Raw genomic sequence first — 19874 nt, 5'->3', positions numbered from 1 at the left:
CGGTGACCAGCTCGGCGGCCCGGCCGTCGCGGGCCAGGCCGTCGAGCCGGGCGATCTCGCCCGCCAGGGCGGTGACCTCGGCGGCGAGCCTGCCCCTGGCGACCCGCTCGGCCGCCGCCCGCTCCCGCCGCAACCGCGACGGGCGGCGGCGCAGCGCCACCGGCACCCCGACCAGCAGCACCGCGGCACCGGCGAACGCCCACGGCGCCACCGCCGCCGCCCGGGCCAGCGGGTCCGCGTCGGCCGAGGGTGAGACCAGGGCGGCGGCCCGCGCCGCCCTGGTCTCACCGACCTCCTCGACCAGCAGCGACCCCAGTTGCAGCGGGTCCGGGCCCCACTCGGCGAGCCGGAAGAAGTTCCGCCCGTAGTAGGAGTCGCGGGCGGTGCGGACGACGTCGGGTTCCGGGCCCGCCATGTCCACCCAGCGCCCGCGGACCACGACCACCAGGTCGCGCGGGAAGCGGGCGCCCAGGCGGTGGACGAGGTCGGTGGCCGGGCCCGCGGGCAGCACGGCGATCCGCACCGCCAGGTCCGGCCCGGCCCGCGTCCACCGCTCGTCCTCCTCCGCGGCGGGCACGCCGGGGCCGGTGTGCACCGAGCGGGCGGCGAGGTCGGCGGCGACCCGCTCGACCTGCGCGACCTCGGCGGGCACCGGGGCGGCGGGCTCGGCGTACGGGCGGTCCTCGGCCAGGGCGGTCAGCACGAACTCGGTCAGGTCCGCGGTGCCGAGGACGGCGGCGACCTCGGCCATGTCCTCCGGGCTGATCAGCCGGTGGCTGCGCCCCACCTCCACCCGCAGGCCGCTCACCACGACCAGCCGGTCCCCGCCGTACTCGTCCTGCACCCTGCGGATCTCGTCGCGGTGGCGGTCGCGGCTGTCGATGCCGGAGAACGGCAGCAGCAGCAGCTTCCAGCCCGCCCGCTCCAACTCCGGGCGCACCCGGCCCTCGTCGACGACGGCGGGGGCGCCGGGGAGCCGGGCGACGTGGTCGTCCGCCAGCGCCCGCACGGCCTCCTCGGCGGTCCAGGGGATCGGCGCGTCCGCGGCGGTGGTCGTGGTGGCCGCCGGGGCGGAGACCGACGGCTCACCACCGCCGTGGGTGGCCAGGAACCTGATGCCCGCGATGACGAACGGCGTGCTGAACAGCAGGAGCACCACCAGGAGGACCAGGGTCGTGTCCCGCCGCGCGCTCTCACCCTTCGCCACCGAAAGAGCATAGGCAGTGCGGTCCCATACCGGCGCAAACCACCCATAGCGCACGTGACCGGTCACCGCCGGTCACCCCGCTACGCTCGTCGTGTGACAGCCGAGCCCGATCGCTCCCAGCCGGTCCGCCGCATGACCGCGATCGTGGCGATCGGTGTCGCCGGGCTGCTGACCGTCCTCGGCCTGCTCCTGGTCATCGGCGCCTTCACCGAGGACTCCGCGATCGAGTCCGACACCGGCCGGGCCAACGCCGACGTGGTGAGCGTGGCCTTCGGCCGCACCCTGGTCCGCTTCCAGACCCCCGACGGCGCCGAGCACACCCCGTCGGGGGGCGTGCTCTACCCCGAGGCGCTGGAGGAGGGGCAGGTGGTGCGGGTGGAGTACGACCAGGGCAACCCGGACCTGGTCCGGGTCGCCGGTCGCGGCGCGACGCTGACCGTGCTGCCGGTGAGCACCACCCTGCTGGTGGGGTGGCTGGTCGTCGGCGGGCTGGTCTGGTGGTTGCGCAGCCGGGGTCCGCTGCACATCCGCCCGCTGCTGCCGCGCCGCATCCGCGTGTGACGGTCCCGCGTTCCGGTCAGTACTGGTTCGGCTGACCGTCGTTCGGGTGGGGGAAGTGCTGCGCGGGCTGCTGCGGCGCCTGCGCGCCCGGGTACTGCCTGCCGCCCGTGGGCTGCGGGGGGATGGTGCCCTGGTAGTGCCCGGCCTGCGGCGGCGGGTCCTGGGTGAACTGGCCTTGGCCGTACTGCGGCTCCTGCGGGTACTGGCTCGGCTGGGGCCCGGCCTGCGGCGGCGGGGCGGGCTGGGCGGAGTGGGCGCCGTGGGTCGAGTGGGCGAGCAGGCGCTGGTGGTCGGCGGCGCGCTGCTGCTCGGCCTGGTGGCGGGCCGTGTTGGCCTCCACGTGCTCGCGCATCCGCGGGATCTCGTGCTCGGCCCGGTCGAGCCACTGGGTCCAGCGCTGCTGCATCGGCTTGATCAGACCGCCGCCGACGCCGACGACCGCGATGCCGCCGATGGTGGCCAGGACGGTGATGAGGACGGGGGTGGTGACGGTGGTGGCGATGCCGACCTGGTTCAGCGCGGCGATCACCCCGAGCCCGACGATGAACACCGAGGCGGCGGTGGCCAGCACCTTGCCGTAGGACAACCCGCCCATGGTGTTGGCGATGAAGTCCCTGGCGGCCTTGGCGACGGCCGCGGCCACCACCACGATGACGATCGCCACCGCGGCCCTGGGCAGCCATGCCACGATGTCGCTGAGCAACTGCGAGACCGGGTTGCTGCCCCACACGCCGAAGGCGATCTGCAGCGTGATCAGCAGGATCGCGTAGTAGACGAGCTTGGCGATGATGTCCGAGGCGTCGTACTTCGACCTGGCCAGCGCGGTCTTGACCCCGCCGCGCTCGACGACGCGGTCGAACCCGACCCGCTCCAGGACGGCGTTCACCGCCTTGGCCAGGAACTTCGCCACGAACCAGCCGATCACCAGGATGAGCAGGAACCCGAGCAGCCTGGGCACGGAGGTGGCCACCACCTGCCACGCCTGGGACACACCGCTCCCGAAGTCCACGGCGGCCACGGTCGACGTCGACGTCACAGCCTTCCCCTTTCCGTCACGGACCGGGGGCCTACCCGGGGCTCGGGGGCGTACACGTGGACCACACGTCCGGGGGTCAGCCCGTGCGGTAGAAGTCGAGCAGCACCGGGGCCAGCACGCTCTCCTCGACCTGGTGGGTCTGCTCCGGCAGCACGGCGACGGTGACGTCCGGCAGCGCCGCGGCGGCGGCCTCGGCACCGCGCACCAGGGTCTCCGGGCTGGCGCCGCCGTGGCAGACCAGGGCGGGGACGGCGACCGCCGACAGGTCCGGCACCGAGCCGTCCCCGACGACCCGCCCGTCGTAGGGGAGCGTGTGCGCCATGCCCACCAGGTAGCCCCAGGCCGGGCCGCGGCGCATGGCGTCGACCGCCGCCGCGGGCATCCCGGTCGCCCCCAGGAACGCCGCCACCGCGCCCTCCCGGTCGCCCGCGGCGATCCGGGCCTCCTGCTCCTCGGCGTAGGTCGGCGACCCGGCGCCGAACGGCGGCTCGTACACCGCGACCCGCTCCGCGGGCACCCCCGCCGCCACGGCCTTGAGCACCAGCACCCCACCCGAGGACATCCCGTAGAGCCGCGCGCCCCCGCCGACGGCCTCGACCACCGCGGCGAGGTCTTCGAACTCCCGCTCCACGGCGTACCCCGGCGCGTCCCCGCTCCCGCCGCGCCCGCGCCGGTGGTAGCTGACCGCGCTGAACTCCCCGGCCAGCCCGGCCGCCAGCCCCGCGGTCGACCCGGCATCCATGAACGCCCCGCCGACCAGCACCACCGGCGGCCCCGACCCCACCACGTCGAACTCGATCCCGACACCGTCCGCCGAACGCACCTTCGCCATGGCGCCCAGCCTCCCGCGCCCCACCGACAATCCCGGTCGAGCGGTCCCTCAGCCGCCGCGCCACCAGCCCAGCGCCTGCTCGGCCACCCCCGGTGCCGCCACCAGCAGCCCGTCCGCGGGCAGCCGCACCGCGTCGCGCCCCGACCGGTCCAGCACCACCGCCCCCGACTCCGACGCCAGCGCCACCGCGGCGGCCACCTCGTGCTCCCGGCAGCCGTGCAGCACCGCCGCCGCCGCGTGCCCCAGCGCCACCTGGGCGACCGCCAGCGCCGACGAGCCCAGCACCCGCACCCGAGCCGTGGCCGCCCCGGCCCGCTCGATGAACCCGGCCAGACCCGGCCACGGCCCACCCGACACCAGCTCCGTGCACACGATCGCCCCCGCCACCGAGGTCCGGTCCCGCAGCGCGATCCGCACCCCGTTCACCCGCGCCCCGCGCGACCTGGCCGCGGCGTAGATGCGGCCGCGGAACGGGTCGGCGACCACCCCGACCACCGGGCCGTCCGCGTCGACCAGGGCCAGGCTGTAGGCGCACCAGGGGATGCCCGCGGCGTAGTTGGCGGTGCCGTCGAGCGGGTCGACCACCCACCGGTAGCGGGACCCGGCCTCCGCGCCGAAGGTGGAGCTGATCACCGGGATGCCGGGGAACTCCGCGGTCAGCACCCGCCGGGTGTGCCGCTCCAGGGTGTGGTCGGTGTCGGTGACCCAGTCGAACGGCGACTCCGGGGTGTCCAGGACCGCGTCCCGGCCCGCCGTCGCGGTGATCACGTCGGTGGCGTCGTTGGCGAGCCTGCCCGCGCTCTCCAGGGCCCTGGAGAGCAGCCCGGGGTCCACCTGGCCGCGCGGACGCGGTGACATGAGGGTCATGCCGACCTAGGGTGACCACCTCTGGTGTCCGGTTCACGACCCCCAGGTGACCAAACGACGATGGTCGGGCCAAGGTCGCGCGGGGCACCGGCTGTTCGGCGGCCGTTCGCCCGACTGCCACGCCAAGGTCGATCCCGGCTGCGACGGTCGGACCCGTGCGCGTCGCCATCGTCACCGAGAGCTTCCTGCCGCAGGTCAACGGGGTCACCAACTCCGTGCTGCGGGTGGTGGAGCACCTGCAGCACCGGGGCCACCCGGCGCTCGTCGTGGCCCCGGGGCCCGGCCAGGACCGTTACCGGCACGCCGAGGTCACCAGGGTCCCGGCCGTCGGTGTACCGATGATCACATCGCTGCCGATCGGGGTGCCCACCCGCCGGGTGCTCACCGAACTGGCCGCGTTCGACCCGGACGTGGTGCACCTGGCGTCACCGTTTGTGCTCGGCGCGGGCGGGCTCTGGGCGGCCAACCGGCTCGGCGTGCCGACGGTCGCGGTCTACCAGACCGACGTCGCCGGGTTCGCCGCCGCCTACGGCCTCAGCCGCGGCTCCCGGGCCGCCTGGCGCTGGATCCGCAGGCTGCACGCGGGCGCGGACCGGACCCTGGCCCCGTCGACCGCCGCGGTCGACGACCTCACCGCGCACGGCGTGCCCCGAGTGCACCGCTGGGGCCGCGGCGTCGACACCGACCGCTTTCGCCCCGACCGCGCCAGCCGGGCGCTGCGCGCGGAGCTGGCGCCGAACGGGGAACTGCTCGTCGGCTACGTCGGCAGGCTCGCCCCGGAGAAGCAGGTGCACCGCCTCGCCGCCCTGCACGGGGTGCCCGGGGTCCGGGTGGTCGTCGTCGGCGAGGGGCCCGCCGAGGAGTCGCTGCGCGCCCTGCTGCCCGGCGCCGCGTTCCTCGGCTTCCGCGACGGCACCGCGCTCGCCGAGGCCTACGCCAGCCTCGACGTGTTCGTGCACACCGGCCCGCACGAGACCTTCTGCCAGGCCGTGCAGGAGGCGATGGCCTCCGGGCTGCCGGTGATCGCCCCGGACGCGGGCGGCCCGCGCGACCTGGTCCGCCCCGGCCGCACCGGGCTGCTGCTCGACCCGGCGGAGTTCGACCTGCGCGGCGCCGTCGACCGGCTGGCCGACCCGCTGACCCGCCGCCGGATGGGCGCCGCCGCCCGCGCCGCGGTCCGCGACCGGGGCTGGGCCCGGGTGTGCGAGGAGTTGCTCGGCCACTACCGGGCGGTGCTCGACGACACCCGCGCGGTGGCCGCCTGAGGCGTTTCTCGTACGCTGCCGCACATGGCGCGCGCCGGTTTGGACAAGGACCCGCACGACATCGCCGAGATGTTCGACGGTGTCGCCCAGGGCTACGACCGCACCAACACGGTCATGACACTCGGGTTCGACCGCCGCTGGCGCGAGCAGACCCGCCGCGTCCTCGACGCCCGCCCGGGGGAGAAGGTCCTCGACCTCGCCGCGGGCACCGCGGTGTCCACCGTGGAGTACGCCCGCTCCGGCGCCTGGTGCGTCGCCGCCGACTTCTCGCTGCCGATGCTCTCCGGCGGCGCGGGCCGGGGCGTGCCCAGGGTCGCCGCGGACGCCTTCCACCTCCCGTTCGCCGACGACGCGTTCGACGCGGTCACCGTCACCTTCGGACTGCGCAACATGGTTCCCGCGGTGGCGGCGCTCGCCGAGATGCGCCGGGTCGTGCGGCCGGGCGGTCGGCTGGTGGTGTGCGAGGTGTCGCAGCCGCCGCTGCGCGCCCTGCGCTGGCTCTACCACAACACGGTGCTGCGGGCGGTACCGCTGATCACCCGCCCGTTCTCCTCCAACGGCGAGGCCTACGCCTACCTGGCGGAGTCCATGCGCGACTGGCACGACCAGCGCTCGGTCGCCGAACTGGTCGCCAAGGCGGGCTGGACCGAGGTCGAGTGGCGCGACCTCACCTTCGGCGTGGTCGCCCTGCACCGCGCGGTCAAGCCGTGACCGCCTCCCGCCCGGTCTGCCACCGGTCCACCCGCCGCATCAGGTAGAGCACCGCGGCCGCGGCGACGACCGTCAGCCCCGCACCCACCGCGGCGGCGGCGTACACGGCCCCGAACGCGGCCACCGTGTGCCCGCCAGCCAGCACCACCCCGACCGCTTCGGCCACCAAGGCCAGCAGGGACGCACCCCACCACAGCCCGACGACCCACCCGGTCGGCACCGCCCGCAGGTCGGCACCGCGCGGCGGCACGTCCGGGTTGCTCGCCCGCCACACGTCGGACACCACCACCGCGGGCAACCACAGGTTCAGCCCCGGCGCGAACCAGGCGCCCACCACCCACCCCGGCCCCAGCCGGTGCGGCGCCGCGCAGATCCGCGCCGAGTTCGCCCGGGCCTGCCACAGCCAGGCCGCGAAGGCCGCCGTGGACGCCACCGAGCCCGCCAGCCACACCCAGGCCAGCGTCACCGCCCGCGCGTTGGCGGCCACGAGCTGCGCCGCCTCCGCCGCCGGGTCGCGCACCAGCGCGTAGGAACCCCACGCCTGCCAGGCCGCCGAGCAGGCGACCAGGGCGGTGACCGCGATCAGCGCGGACGCGGTGCAGCGGGCGGTGTGCGCGGGCCGCACGATCGGCACGTCGTCCGGCGGTGCGGCAGGCGCGTGGTCGTCCGTCCGCGCCACACCGGTCATCTCGGTCATCGAGGGTGCGCCTCCTGGCGGGCCGTGGTCGACCCGGGGAACATCGTGACCCGCCGTACACCCGTTTCACCAGACCCCGGCACCGGATGTCCACGCGGGCGCTGCGCGAACGGCACTCCCCGGGCACGCCCTAGACTGGGCCGCATGACGACTTCTTCGATCAGCAGGCGCAAGGCTGGCGAGGACGCCGAGGTGATCGTCGTGGGCGCGGGCCCCGCAGGCTCGACCGCGGCCACGTACCTCGCCCGCGCGGGCTTGGACGTCCTGCTGCTCGAGAAGAGCACCTTCCCCCGCGAGAAGGTCTGCGGCGACGGCCTCACCCCCCGCGGCGTCAAGCAGCTCATCGACCTGGGCGTCGACACCAGGGAAGAGGCGGGCTGGCTGCACAACCGCGGCCTGCGCGTGGTCGGCGGCGGGGTCACCCTGGAACTGGACTGGCCGGACCTGGCCACCTTCCCCCCGTACGGCGTCGTCCGCCCCCGCCAGGACTTCGACGAGATGCTGGCCCGCACCGCCCAGCGCGCGGGCGCCCGCCTGCTGGAGCAGACCACGGTCACCGGCGCCGTCACCGACGACCGCACCGGCCGCGTCGTCGGCGTGACCGCCAAGGCGGGCCCGGACAAGACCCCGGTCACCTACCGGGCCCCCCTGGTCCTGGCCTGCGACGGCGTCTCCGCCCGCCTGGCCCTCTCGGTCGGCCTGGACAAGATCGAGTCCCGCCCGATGGGCGTCGCGGTCCGCCGCTACTACGCCAGCCCCCGCAGCAAGGACGACTACCTGGAGTCGCACCTGGAGCTGTGGGACAGGTCCGACCCGGCCAACCCGGTCCTGCTCCCCGGCTACGGCTGGATCTTCGGCATGGGCGACGGCACGGTCAACGTCGGCCTGGGCATCCTGTCCACGTCGAAGGCGTTCGGCAGCACCGACTACCGCAAGCTGCTCACGTCCTGGCTGGACGGAACCCCCGAGGAGTGGGGCTTCCGCGAGCACAACGCCACCGGCAAGATCGGCGGCGCAGCCCTCCCCATGGGCTTCAACCGCACCCCCCACTACCGCGACGGCCTCCTCCTGGTCGGCGACGCGGGCGGCATGGTCAACCCCTTCAACGGCGAGGGCATCGGCTACGCCATGGAGTCGGCCAGGATCGCCGCCGAGTGCACCATCCAGGCCCTGGCCCGCGCCGAGGGCCCGGCCAGGGAAAAGGCCCTGCACGGCTACCCCGTCGCCCTGCAGCAGGCGCTCGGCAGCTACTACCGCCTGGGCAACATCTTCTCCAAGCTCATCGGCAACCCGAAGGTCATGGCCCTCGCCACCAAGTACGGCCTCCCCCGCCAGACCCTGATGAAGCTCGTGCTCAAGCTCCTGGCGGGCCTCTACGACCCCAAGGACGGCGACGCGTTCGACAAGGTCATCGTCGCCGCCACCAAGATGGCCCCCACCGTCTGACCCCGGCGGACGGGTCGGGGGCGGCGAGCCCCCGATCCGCTGTCCCGCAAGGACCTGCCGCGAAGCGAGGGAGGACTCCGATGGGCGCGTTCGACGTGCCGCTGGACGACGAACGCACCCAATTGGAAGCGTTCGTCGAGGAGTACCGCACCACCATCGAGGCGACGCTCGACTCCCTCACCGAGGAACAGGCCCGCCGCGCACTCGTCCCGTCGGCGACGACGCTGCTCGGGCTGCTCAAGCACGTCACGTGGATGCAACGGGTGTGGTTCGAGGAGTGCGTCGGTGGCACGCCCCGCCGGGAACTCGGCCTGGTGGCGAATCCGGACGAGTCCTTCCGGCTCGTTGAGGACGACACCATCGCCTCGGTTAGCACGGCCCACCGGGAAGCCTGCGCCACGGCCCGGACCGTGGTGGCGGACCTGCCGCTGGACACCGTCGTGACCGGCCACCGGGCCGGACCGCGCACGCTCCGCTGGGTGTACCTGCAGGTCCTGCGGGAACTGGCCCACCACTGCGGCCACGCGGACATCCTGCGCGAACAGCTACTCGCCGAGTCTCGGGGTTAGGGCCTGTCCTCAGAGCCGCCCAACCCCAACAAACCGCTGGCCCGGCTACCAGCCACCCAAAACCCCACCGGCGCAGTGACAACCGGCCACCCCGCCAACCGCCGGACCGGCCCCCAACTGCCCGGTTGGGTGGATGTGCTCGGCGGGCGACCACCCTTGAAACCGCCGGTCCGGCTACGCGAATGCCCGGGTACGTGGATGTGCTCGGCGGACGACCACCCTCGAAACCGCCAGCCCGGCTACGCCCCTGCCCGGGTGGGTGGATGTGTTTGGCCGGGGGTGGCGATCATGTGCAAGCCTGTCCTGGCGGTGGGGCATCCCTTCAGCCCCACCCTGTCACGCTGGGCCACATGATCGCCGTAGGGGCCCCGGCCAAGCACATCCACCCAGCCGGGCACACCCACCAGACTTTCGGCGGCCGAAGGACACGGCTCAGGCCCCAGAATGGCCACGGCCGAACCTTCGCCCTCAAGTCGGCCGCACCACACGGGGCGTGCGGTCAACCGGGTTCGGACTCCCAGCGGTAGCAACGCAAAACCGGCAGCAGCACAAACCGAGTCCAAGCCCCAGGTAGCAGCACACCGCCCCACCTCGGCCGCCGCTCCCGCTCGACCGCCGCCGCTTATCCACAGCCCCCGGCTGCCCCTTGCCATTTCAAGATCAACGCCCTAAACCACACCATCCACAGCCCCCACCCTCCCTGGGGATTGCGGGCCCTGGGGCCATTTTATCGAGGCGGGGTCCGGTTCGGGGAGATGTCGATCTTGCCTGTGGACAACTCGGGCGAGCGGGCAGCAATACACCCGTACTGGTGAGTCCGCCCAGGTCAAGCTCATGAGAATGGTCACGCAGAGTTGTCCGGGACCCAGGGTTTCGCGTTGTGAGCCGCGTCCTACACTGGCCCCGGTGCTTGTGAACCCGTTCACATCAGGCCGCGCTGGCTTGTGAATGTTTTCACAATCATCACCCGATCGCATGGTATGGGTTAGGGCTGCCTAACAACGGGTGGTGTGACCGATGCCCCATAGGGTTCGGGCCGGAGGAAGCGGGAAAGGACGACGGAGTGCCCATGCTCGTAGCCCAATCTTCGGACGTGTCGTCGGACCTGGGGATCTACCTCCCCCTGGTGGTGATGTTCGCGCTGGCCGCGGCGTTCGCGGTGTTCTCCGCGCTCCTGGGGCCGCTGGTCGGGCCCAGCCGCTACAACCGGGCGAAGTTCCAGGCCTATGAGTGCGGCATCGAGCCATCGCCGCAGCCGGTGGTGGGCGGTGGCCGCGTGCCGGTCGCCTACTACCTGACGGCCATGCTGTTCATCCTGTTCGACATCGAGATGGTGTTCCTCTACCCGTTCGCGGTGTCGGCGGACGTCCTCGGTCTGTTCGGACTGGTCGAGATCTTCTTGTTCATCGCGACGGTCGGCTTCGCCTACGCCTACGTGTGGCGGCGCGGCGGCCTCGACTGGAACTGACGGGAGGCACTGAGGTCATGGGACTCGAGGAGAAGCTCCCCAACGGCATCATGCTGGCCAGCTTGGAGAAGCTGGTGAACTGGGGCCGCAAGAACTCGCTGTGGCCCGCCACCTTCGGGCTGGCCTGCTGCGCGATCGAGATGATGACGACCGGCGGACCCCGCTACGACATCGCCCGGTTCGGCATGGAGGCCTTCCGCGCCTCGCCGCGCCAGGCCGACCTGATGATCGTCGCGGGCCGGGTGACCAACAAGATGGCCCCGGTGCTGCGCCAGATCTACGACCAGATGGCCGAGCCGCGCTGGGTGCTGGCCATGGGCGTGTGCGCCTCCTCCGGCGGCATGTTCAACAACTACGCCGTGGTGCAGGGCGTCGACCACATCGTCCCGGTCGACATGTACCTGCCCGGCTGCCCGCCGCGGCCGGAGATGCTGATCGACGCGATCCTGAAGCTGCACGCCAAGATCGGCGACGAGCCGATCAACGCCGCCAGGGCCGCGATCCGCGCCCAGAGCGGCGCCCGCACCGAGCTCATCGCGTCCACCGTGAAGTACGCGAAGAAGTGAGGTGAACCCGAATGGCTGACGACAAACCCACCACACCCGAAGCCGACGCCGGTCACGAGATCGGCGGCGCGGACTCCTCCGCCCAGCAGCCCGACGAGGGCTTGCAGGTCACCGGCCCCGGTGACGCCGAGCCCAAGGCCCCGCTGGTCACCGGCCGCACCCGCAGCGGCATGTTCGGCATCAGCGGCACCGGCGACACCTCCGGTTTCGGCGGCCTGCGCCTGCCCGCGTTCAGCCCGGCCCCGGCCGAGCGGCCCTACGGCGGCTGGTTCGACGAGTTCGCCGACGACCTCACCGCCGCGCTGGCCAACCGCGACATCCCCGCCTCCGCCATCCAGCAGGTGACCGTCTCCCACGGGGAGATCACCTTCTACGTGCGCCGCGAGCACCTGCTGGAGCTGTGCCGCACGCTGCGCGACGAGCCCGCGCTGCGGTTCGAGCTGTGCAGCTCGGTGTCCGGTGTGGACTACGGCGTGGACGTGCCGCAGCGGCTGCACTCGGTCTACCACCTGACCTCCATGACGTTCCGCCGCCGCATCCGGCTGGAGGTCGCCCTCGACGTCGACGACGCGCACGTGCCGTCGATCGTCGAGGTCTACCCGACCGCCGACTGGCACGAGCGCGAGGCGTGGGACATGTTCGGCATCGTCTACGACGGCCACCCCGCGCTGACCCGCATCCTCATGCCGGACGACTGGGACGGCCACCCCCAGCGCAAGGACTACCCGCTCGGCGGCATCCCCGTCGAGTACAAGGGCGCGGAGATCCCTCCGCCCGACCAGCGGAGGTCGTACTCGTGACCACCTCACACGGGACGCAGGCCGAGCACCTGTCCGACGCCGCCACCGGCACCGACACCACCGCCGAGGGCAGCGACAGCACCGCCCAGGCCGACTACGCCCAGGAGCGCGAGACCACCGAGGGCCGCGTCTACACGGTCACCGGCGGCGACTGGGACGACGTGCTCGAAGACGCGATCCACGACGAGCGGATCGTGATCAACCTCGGCCCGCAGCACCCGTCGACGCACGGCGTGCTGCGGCTGGTGCTGGAGCTGGAGGGCGAGACCGTCACCCAGGCCCGGTCGGTCATCGGGTACCTGCACACCGGCATCGAGAAGAACTGCGAGTACCGCACCTGGACCCAGGGCGTCACCTTCGTGACGCGCATGGACTACCTGGCGCCGCTGTCGAACGAGGCCGCGTACTGCCTGGCGGTGGAGAAGCTGCTCGGCGTCGAGGCGCCGCGGCGCGCGCAGGTCATCCGGGTCATCCTGCTGGAGATCAACCGGATCAGCTCGCACCTGGTGGCGCTGGCCACCGGTGGCATGGAGCTGGGTTCGCTGACCGCGATGACCTCCGGGTTCCGCGAGCGCGAGGAAGCCCTGCACCTGCTGGAGCACCTGACCGGCCTGCGGATGAACCACGCGTTCATCCGCCCCGGCGGCGTCGCCCAGGACCTGCCGGACGACTACGCGAGCAAGATCGGCGAGTTCGTCAAGGTGATGGAGAAGCGCCTGCCGGACTACGACAAGCTGCTCACCGGTCAGCCGATCTGGCGCAACCGGCTCAAGGACGTCGGCTACCTCCCGGTGGACGCCTGCCTGGCGCTGGGCGTCACCGGTCCGGTGCTGCGCAGCGCGGGCCTGGCCTGGGACCTGCGCAAGGTGGAGCCGTACCTCGGCTACGAGGAGTACGACTTCGAGGTCCCGACCGACACCGCCGCGGACTCCTTCGCCCGCTACCTGCTGCGGCTGGAGGAGATCCACCAGTCGCTGCGGATCATCAAGCAGGCGGTGAAGAAGCTGGAGCCCGGCCCGGTCATGGTGGCCGACCAGAAGATCGCCTGGCCCGCCAAGCTGTCCATCGGCGCCGACGGCATGGGCAACTCCCTGGAGCACGTCCGCAAGATCATGGGCCAGTCCATGGAGTCGCTGATCCACCACTTCAAGCTGGTCACCGAGGGCTTCGCGGTCCCGGCGGGCCAGGTGTACGTGCCGATCGAGTCGCCGCGCGGGGAGCTGGGCTACCACCTGGTCTCCGACGGCGGCACCCGGCCGCTGCGCGTGCACGTGCGCGAACCCAGCTTCGTCAACCTCCAGGCCATGCCCGCGATGAGCGAGGGCGGCATGGTCGCCGACGTCATCGCGGCCGTCGCCTCGCTCGACCCGGTGATGGGGGGATGTGACCGATGAGCAGCACCGGTTCCACCTACGGCGGCTCCGGCGTCGGTGCCGGGGACACCCACCAGGCGACGGTGCGCGACACCGACGTCCTGGGCGTCTCCCCGGTCCCGGCCGAGCACCTGGTGGCCGAGTACGTCGAGGACCTGAGCGTCTTCGACCCGATCGTGGGCAAGGCCCAGGCGATCATCACCCGCTACCCGCAGTCGCGCTCGGCGTTGCTGCCGATGCTGCACCTGGTGCAGTCGGTGGAGGGCCGGGTGAGCCAGGCGGGCATCCAGTTCTGCGCCGCGCAGCTCGACCTGACCGCGGCCGAGGTCAGCGCCGTGGCGACCTTCTACACCATGTACAAGCGCAAGACCTGCGGTGAGCACCTGGTCAGCGTGTGCACCAACACGCTGTGCGCGGTGCTCGGCGGTGACGACATCTACCGCACGCTCGGCGAGCACCTGGGTTCCGACGGGAAGAAGCTGGGGCACAACGAGACCGCGGGCGAGCCGGGGGAGCCGGGCTCGATCACGCTGGAGCACGCCGAGTGCCTGGCGGCCTGCGACCTCGGCCCGGTCATCCAGGTGAACTACGAGTTCTTCGACAACCAGACCCCGGAGTCGGCGGTCGCCCTGGTCGACGCGCTGCGCGCCGGTGAGAAGCCCGCCCCCACCCGGGGTGCCCCGCTGCGCGACTTCCGCACCGCGGAGCTGGAGCTGGCCGGGTTCTGGCCGGAGGACGAGGCGGACTACCGCGCCAGTGTGGACGGTCCGTCCGCAGCGGTGGAGACCCTGCGCGGCGCCAAGCTCGCCGAGGACCGCGGTTGGACCGCCGTGCCCTACCCGCACGACGCGCCGCTGCCGGAGGTGGAGAAGAAATGACCGAACCGACTACCGCACCGGGCCCGAACAAGCCCGCGCCGGTCACCCCGGTCCTCACCAAGCGCTGGCTGTCGCCCACCTCGTGGTCGATCAAGACCTACGAGCAGCTCGAGGGCTACACCGCGCTGCGCAAGGCGCTGGGCGGGACCCCCGAGCAGCTCGTCGAGCTGGTCAAGGCCTCCGGCCTGCGCGGCCGCGGCGGCGCCGGGTTCCCGGCGGGCGTCAAGTGGTCGTTCATGCCGCCCAACGAGGACAAGCCGCACTACCTGGTGATCAACGCCGACGAGGGCGAACCCGGGACGTGCAAGGACATCCCGCTGATGATGGCCGACCCGCACTCGCTGATCGAGGGCTGCGTCATCGCCTCGTACGCGATGCGCTCGCACCACTGCTTCATCTACGTGCGCGGCGAGGCCCTGCACTGCATCCGCCGCCTCAACGCGGCGGTGCGCGAGGCGAAGGCCGCGGGCTACCTGGGGACGAACATCCTCGGCTCCGGGTTCGACCTGGAGATCACCGTGCACGCGGGCGCGGGCGCCTACATCTGCGGTGAGGAGACGGCGCTGCTCGACTCGCTGGAGGGCCGCCGCGGCCAGCCCCGCCTCAAGCCGCCGTTCCCGGCGGCTGCGGGCCTCTACGCCGCGCCCACCACGGTGAACAACGTCGAGACCATCGCCAGCGTTCCCTTCATCGTCAACGGCGGGTCGGACTGGTTCCGCACCATGGGCACCGAGAAGTCGCCCGGCCCGAAGATCTACTCGATCTCCGGGCACGTCACCAACCCCGGCCAGTTCGAGGCGCCGCTGGGCACCACGCTGCGCGAGCTGCTGGAGCTGGCCGGTGGCATGAAGGACGGCATCCCGCTGAAGTTCTGGACGCCGGGTGGCTCGTCCACGCCGATGTTCACCGCCGAGCACCTCGACGTCCCGCTGGACTTCGAGGGCGCGGCCGGGGCGGGCTCGATGCTGGGCACCACCGCGGTGATGGTCTTCAACGAGACCGTGTCCGTGCCGTGGGCGGTCATGAAGTGGACCCAGTTCTACGAGCACGAGTCCTGCGGCAAGTGCACCCCGTGCCGCGAGGGCACCTACTGGCTGACCGGCATCCTGGAGCGGATGGTCGCCGGGCAGGGCACGGCCGCGGACATCGAGACGCTGCTCGACATCTGCGACAACATCCTGGGCCGCTCGTTCTGCGCCCTCGGTGACGGCGCGGTCAGCCCGATCACCAGCGGCATCAAGTACTTCCGGGACGAGTTCCTCGCGCTCTGCGACCAGAACGCGAAGACCTCCGCCCCAGCACTCGCGGGAGCGCACTCATGACGATCGCGCCGGAGAACCCCACCACGACCGAGAAGCCCCCGGTGCCCGAGGGCCACGTGCGGCTGGTCATCGACGGGGTGGAGGTCGACGCGCCCAAGGGCGAGCTGGTCATCCGCACCGCCGAGCGGCTCGGCATCACCATCCCCCGGTTCTGCGACCACCCCCTGCTCGACCCGGCCGGTGCCTGCCGCCAGTGCCTGGTCGACGTGGAGATGGGCGGGCGGCCGATGCCCAAGCCGCAGGCGTCCTGCACCATCACCGTCGCCGACGGCATGGTGGTCAAGACCCAGCTCACCTCCCCGGTCGCCGACAAGGCCCAGCAGGGTGTGATGGAGCTGCTGCTCATCAACCACCCGCTGGACTGCCCGATCTGCGACAAGGGCGGCGAGTGCCCGCTGCAGAACCAGGCGATGGCGCACGGGCGCACCGAGTCCCGCTTCGTCGAGACCAAGCGCACCTTCCCCAAGCCGCTGCCGATCTCCACCCAGGTGCTGCTGGACCGGGAGCGCTGCGTGCTCTGCCAGCGCTGCACCCGGTTCTCCGCGCAGATCGCGGGCGACCCGTTCATCGAGCTGCTCGAACGCGGCGCCCAGCAGCAGATCGGCATCGCCGAGGAGAAGCCGTTCCAGAGCTACTTCTCCGGCAACACCATCCAGATCTGCCCGGTCGGCGCGCTCACCTCCGCCGCCTACCGGTTCCGGTCGCGGCCGTTCGACCTGGTGTCCACGCCCAGCGTGTGCGAGCACTGCTCGTCGGGCTGCGCGCAGCGCACCGACTGGCGGCGCGGCAAGGTCATGCGCAAGCTCGCGGGCGACGACCCGGAGGTGAACGAGGAGTGGCTGTGCGACAAGGGCCGCTTCGCGTTCCGCTACACCGGGGTCGGCGACCGCGTCACCCGGCCGATGGTCCGCGACCGCGCGACCGGTGAGCTGGTCGAGACGAGCTGGACCGACGCGCTCCAGGTCGCGGCCGAGGGCCTGGCCAGGGCGCGCGACGGCAAGGGCGCCGCGGTGCTCACCGGCGGTCGGCTGACCGTCGAGGACGCCTACGCCTACGCCAAGTTCGCCCGGATCGCGCTGCGCACCAACGACATCGACTTCCGGGCCCGGCCGCACTCGTCCGAGGAACTGGACTTCCTCGCCTCCGCGGTCGTCGGCACCACCCCGGAGACCGGTGTCTCCTACGCCGACCTGGAAGCGGCGCCCGCGGTGCTCACCGTGGCCTTCGAGGCCGAGGAGGAGTCGCCGATCGTGTTCCTGCGGCTGCGCAAGGCGGCCCGCAAGAACAGGGCGCGGGTGTTCCACGTCGGGCAGTGGACCAGCCCCAGCGTGGAGAAGACCTCCGGCACCCTGCTGGCCTGCGCCCCGGGCGCCGAGCCCGCCGCGCTCGACGGCCTGGGCACCCACGCCCCGGACGCCGCCGCCGCGCTGGGCGCCCCCGGTGCGGTGATCCTCGTCGGCGAGCGCGCCGCCGAGGTCCCCGGCCTGTTCAGCGCCGTGCTGCGGCTGGCCGGGACCACCGGCGCCAAGGTCGCCTGGGTGCCGCGCCGCGCCGGTGAGCGCGGCGCGCTCGACGCCGGTGCCGCCCCGACCCTGCTGCCCGGCGGGCGCCTGGTCAGCGACCACCGCGCCCGCGCCGTGGTCGAGCAGGTGTGGGGCCTGGCCGAGGGCAGCCTGCCCCCGGCGCCGGGCCGCGACACCGACGGCATCCTCTCCGCCGCGTCCGTCGGCATGATCGACGGCCTGGTCGTCGGCGGTGTCGACCCGTTCGACCTGCCCGACCCGCAGCTCGCCGAGCGGGCGCTGGCCGCAACCGGGTTCGTCGTGAGCCTGGAACTGCGGCACAGCGCGGTCACCGCGCACGCCGACGTGGTCCTGCCCATCGCCCCGGCGGTGGAGAAGTCCGGCTCCTACGTCAACTGGGAGGGCCGGGTCCGCCCGTTCGGCAACACCCTGGAGGGCACCGGCGCGCTGCCGGACTGCCGGGTGCTGGACTCGCTCGCCGTCGAGATGGACGTCGACCTGTTCACCCAGACCCCGGCCGCCAGCGCGGCCGACCTGGCCAGGCTGCCGTCCGTGGCGCGCACCGCCACCGCCCCCTCGGTCACCGCCGAACCGGTCGCCCCGGCCGCCGGGCAGGCCGTGCTGTCGACCTGGCGGATGCTGCTGGACGACGGGTCGCTCCAGGTGGACGAGCCGCACCTGGCGGGCACCGCCCGCCCGGTCGTGGCCCGGGTCTCGCCCGGCACCGCCACCGCACTGGGCGTGGCACCGGGCGGCGACATCAGCGTCTCCACCAACCGGGGCGCGCTGACCCTGCCGGTGCTGATCGCCGACCTGCCCGACGGCGTGGTCTGGCTGCCCGCGAACTCGCCCGGCTCGGCTCCCCGCCGGGTCCTCGGGGCAGGCCACGGCGACGTGGTGTCCGTGAACGCTGGAGGCAACGCATGACCAGGGCACAACTGCTCGCGGACGACCCGCTCTGGCTGATCCTGGTCAAGGCCGTGGCACTGCTGCTGCTCGGCGCCCTGGCCACCATGGCGATGATCATCCTGGAGCGCAAGATCGTCGCCAGGATGCAGCACCGCCCCGGTCCCAACCGGGTCGGGCCGAACGGCTGGTTCCAGTCCATCGCGGACGCGATCAAGCTCCCGTTCAAGGAGCAGATCATCCCGGACACGGCCGACCGGAAGGTCTACTTCCTGGCGCCGATCATCTCCACCATCCCGGCGTTCCTCGCCTTCTCGGTGATCCCGTTCGGCCCCGAGGTCTCGATCTTCGGCGAGCGCACCGTGCTCCAGCTCGTCGACCTGCCGGTCGGCGTGCTGGTGGTGCTGGCCTGCTCCTCGCTCGGCGTCTACGGCATCGTGCTCGCGGGCTGGGCCTCCGGCTCGCCGTACCCGCTGCTCGGTGGTCTGCGCTCGGCGGCGCAGGTGATCTCCTACGAGATCGCCATGGGCCTGTCGATCGTGGCGGTCATCCTCTACACCGGGTCGATGTCCACCGGCGACATCGTCGACGCGCAATCGACCGGCTGGTACTTCTACCTGCTGATCCCCAGCTTCATCATCTACTGCATCTCCATGGTCGGTGAGACCAACCGCGCCCCGTTCGACCTCCCCGAGGCCGAGTCGGAGCTGGTCGGCGGCTTCCACACCGAGTACAGCTCGATGAAGTTCGCGCTGTTCTTCCTCGCCGAGTACGTCAACATGGTCATCGTCTCCGCGTTCGCCACCACGCTGTTCCTCGGCGGGTACATGGCGCCGTGGCCGGTGTCGCTGATCGGCGACAACTACTTCAACACCGGCTGGTGGCCGCTGCTGTGGTTCTTCACCAAGACCTGGTTCTTCCTCTTCGTGTTCATCTGGCTGCGCGGCACCCTGCCCCGGATGCGCTACGACCAGTTCATGCGGCTGGGCTGGAAGATCCTGGTCCCGGCCAACCTGGTCTGGATCGTGCTGGTGGTCGCGCTGCGCGCGTTCCGCAACGAGGCGGAGATCTCCGCGACGACGATCCTGGTCGCGGGCGGCATCGTGCTCCTGGTCCTGATCGGGCTCAGCTTCCTGCTGCCCGACCGGGCCGCGCCGGACGAGGACGCCGACCGCGTGCCGGTCACCGGCGGCGGCTACCCGATCCCGCCGCTGGACCTGGTCGTCCCGGACAAGGACGCCGCGGCCCCGCGCCGGGTGCGCCGCAAGCGCCAGACCGCGTCGGTGGGCGCGGGCGCCGAGAAGGAGACTGAGCAGTGAGCATCTTCGACCCTCTGAAGGGATTCGGGGTCACGTTCAGCACGATGTTCAAGAAGGTCGTGACTGAGGAGTACCCCGAGAACTTCCCCGGCACCGCGCCCCGCTACCACGGCCGCCACCAGCTCAACCGGCACCCGGACGGGCTGGAGAAGTGCGTCGGCTGCGAGCTGTGCGCGTGGGCCTGCCCGGCGGACGCGATCTTCGTCGAGGGCGGCGACAACTCCGACGACGAGCGCTACTCCCCGGGGGAGCGCTACGGCGCCGACTACCAGATCAACTACCTGCGCTGCATCGGCTGCGGCCTGTGCATCGAGGCCTGCCCGACCCGCTCGCTGACCATGCTCAACGACTTCGAGCTGGCCGACGACGACCGGCAGCGGCTGATCTACACCAAGGAGCAGCTCCTCGCGCCGCTGCTGCCGGGCATGGAGCAGCCGCCGCACCCGATGCGCCTCGGCGACAACGAGCAGGACTACTACGTCAACGGCCCGCAGCTCGCCCGAGGGGAGACGCCCAAGTGAGCGCCAC

At 72.4% G+C, this 19874-nt stretch carries 19 protein-coding genes; 14 read left to right on the top strand and 5 right to left on the bottom strand.

Going from position 1 to position 19874, the window contains the following annotated elements; genetic code table 11:
• On the bottom strand, positions 1 to 1207 hold a 1207-nt coding region (locus L6E12_RS06475; protein WP_236226959.1), incomplete at its 3' end, for a hypothetical protein.
• Between the two features lie 93 nt (positions 1208 to 1300).
• Here L6E12_RS06475 and L6E12_RS06470 point away from each other — a divergent pair.
• The gene (locus tag L6E12_RS06470; protein ID WP_236226958.1) at positions 1301 to 1768 is read left to right on the top strand and encodes a DUF3592 domain-containing protein; all 468 of its coding nucleotides are present in this window, start codon (positions 1301 to 1303) and stop codon (positions 1766 to 1768) included.
• 16 nt (positions 1769 to 1784) lie between these two features.
• Here L6E12_RS06470 and L6E12_RS35660 read toward each other — a convergent pair whose 3' ends face one another.
• From L6E12_RS35660 to L6E12_RS06455, 3 genes are all read right to left on the bottom strand, one after another.
• Complete coding sequence (locus L6E12_RS35660; RefSeq protein WP_374201841.1) at positions 1785 to 2804, bottom strand: hypothetical protein; 1020 nt, start codon at positions 2802 to 2804, stop codon at positions 1785 to 1787.
• A gap of 76 nt (positions 2805 to 2880) precedes the next feature.
• Positions 2881 to 3636 carry an alpha/beta fold hydrolase gene (locus tag L6E12_RS06460; protein WP_236226957.1) on the bottom strand — a complete coding sequence of 252 codons (756 nt, stop codon included), beginning with the start codon at positions 3634 to 3636 and terminating at the stop codon, positions 2881 to 2883.
• A gap of 48 nt (positions 3637 to 3684) precedes the next feature.
• Positions 3685 to 4503 carry an inositol monophosphatase gene (locus tag L6E12_RS06455; RefSeq protein ID WP_236226956.1) on the bottom strand — a complete coding sequence of 273 codons (819 nt, stop codon included), beginning with the start codon at positions 4501 to 4503 and terminating at the stop codon, positions 3685 to 3687.
• A 155-nt stretch (positions 4504 to 4658) separates the two neighbouring features.
• Between L6E12_RS06455 and L6E12_RS06450 the strand changes: the two genes are divergently transcribed.
• Entirely contained in the window at positions 4659 to 5768 is a 1110-nt protein-coding gene (locus L6E12_RS06450) for a glycosyltransferase family 1 protein (RefSeq protein WP_236226955.1), read from the top strand.
• A 24-nt stretch (positions 5769 to 5792) separates the two neighbouring features.
• A complete protein-coding gene (locus L6E12_RS06445) occupies positions 5793 to 6479 on the top strand; it encodes a demethylmenaquinone methyltransferase (protein ID WP_236226954.1) in 687 nt (228 codons plus the stop codon).
• Here the strand turns inward: L6E12_RS06445 and L6E12_RS06440 are convergent.
• Positions 6469 to 7176: a DUF4328 domain-containing protein gene (locus tag L6E12_RS06440; protein WP_236226953.1), complete on the bottom strand. Its 708-nt coding sequence runs from the start codon at positions 7174 to 7176 to the stop codon at positions 6469 to 6471. The two genes, L6E12_RS06445 and L6E12_RS06440, sit on opposite strands and share 11 nt — an antisense overlap.
• Positions 7177 to 7320: 144 nt before the next feature.
• Between L6E12_RS06440 and L6E12_RS06435 the strand changes: the two genes are divergently transcribed.
• The 11 genes from L6E12_RS06435 to nuoI all read left to right on the top strand — a co-directional run bounded on the left by L6E12_RS06435 (position 7321) and on the right by nuoI (position 19867).
• Positions 7321 to 8622, top strand: a complete 1302-nt coding sequence (locus L6E12_RS06435; RefSeq protein WP_236226952.1) for a geranylgeranyl reductase family protein — start codon at positions 7321 to 7323, stop codon at positions 8620 to 8622.
• Between the two features lie 80 nt (positions 8623 to 8702).
• Positions 8703 to 9191 carry a DinB family protein gene (locus L6E12_RS06430; protein WP_236226951.1) on the top strand — a complete coding sequence of 163 codons (489 nt, stop codon included), beginning with the start codon at positions 8703 to 8705 and terminating at the stop codon, positions 9189 to 9191.
• A gap of 1069 nt (positions 9192 to 10260) precedes the next feature.
• Positions 10261 to 10659: an NADH-quinone oxidoreductase subunit A gene (locus L6E12_RS06425; protein WP_035279410.1), complete on the top strand. Its 399-nt coding sequence runs from the start codon at positions 10261 to 10263 to the stop codon at positions 10657 to 10659.
• Between the two features lie 17 nt (positions 10660 to 10676).
• Entirely contained in the window at positions 10677 to 11225 is a 549-nt protein-coding gene (locus L6E12_RS06420; RefSeq protein ID WP_035279413.1) for an NADH-quinone oxidoreductase subunit B family protein, read from the top strand.
• Positions 11226 to 11236: 11 nt separating this feature from the next.
• Entirely contained in the window at positions 11237 to 12025 is a 789-nt protein-coding gene (locus tag L6E12_RS06415) for an NADH-quinone oxidoreductase subunit C (RefSeq protein ID WP_236226950.1), read from the top strand.
• Positions 12022 to 13419 (top strand): NADH-quinone oxidoreductase subunit D, encoded by a 1398-nt coding sequence (locus L6E12_RS06410; protein WP_236226949.1) that lies wholly within the window; start codon positions 12022 to 12024, stop codon positions 13417 to 13419. Before L6E12_RS06415 ends, L6E12_RS06410 begins: the two co-directional genes overlap by 4 nt.
• Positions 13416 to 14276, top strand: coding sequence for an NADH-quinone oxidoreductase subunit NuoE (nuoE, locus tag L6E12_RS06405; protein WP_236226948.1), 861 nt, complete (start codon positions 13416 to 13418; stop codon positions 14274 to 14276). Before L6E12_RS06410 ends, nuoE begins: the two co-directional genes overlap by 4 nt.
• Positions 14273 to 15598 carry an NADH-quinone oxidoreductase subunit NuoF gene (gene nuoF / locus L6E12_RS06400; protein ID WP_236226947.1) on the top strand — a complete coding sequence of 442 codons (1326 nt, stop codon included), beginning with the start codon at positions 14273 to 14275 and terminating at the stop codon, positions 15596 to 15598. The genes nuoE and nuoF overlap by 4 nt, the downstream gene beginning before the upstream one ends.
• Entirely contained in the window at positions 15595 to 18048 is a 2454-nt protein-coding gene (locus L6E12_RS06395) for an NADH-quinone oxidoreductase subunit G (protein ID WP_236226946.1), read from the top strand. The genes nuoF and L6E12_RS06395 overlap by 4 nt, the downstream gene beginning before the upstream one ends.
• Complete coding sequence (gene nuoH, locus L6E12_RS06390) at positions 18045 to 19346, top strand: NADH-quinone oxidoreductase subunit NuoH (protein WP_236226945.1); 1302 nt, start codon at positions 18045 to 18047, stop codon at positions 19344 to 19346. Before L6E12_RS06395 ends, nuoH begins: the two co-directional genes overlap by 4 nt.
• Positions 19343 to 19867 (top strand): NADH-quinone oxidoreductase subunit NuoI, encoded by a 525-nt coding sequence (gene nuoI, locus L6E12_RS06385; protein WP_236226944.1) that lies wholly within the window; start codon positions 19343 to 19345, stop codon positions 19865 to 19867. Before nuoH ends, nuoI begins: the two co-directional genes overlap by 4 nt.
• Positions 19868 to 19874 lie beyond the last annotated feature (7 nt).

This window comes from Actinokineospora sp. PR83, assembly GCF_021056305.1.
In the GTDB taxonomy this organism is placed as follows: Bacteria; Actinomycetota; Actinomycetes; order Mycobacteriales; family Pseudonocardiaceae; genus Actinokineospora; species Actinokineospora spheciospongiae.
Note: the sequence above shows the minus strand (reverse complement) of the source record. Positions and strands in the feature narration are given on the sequence as shown.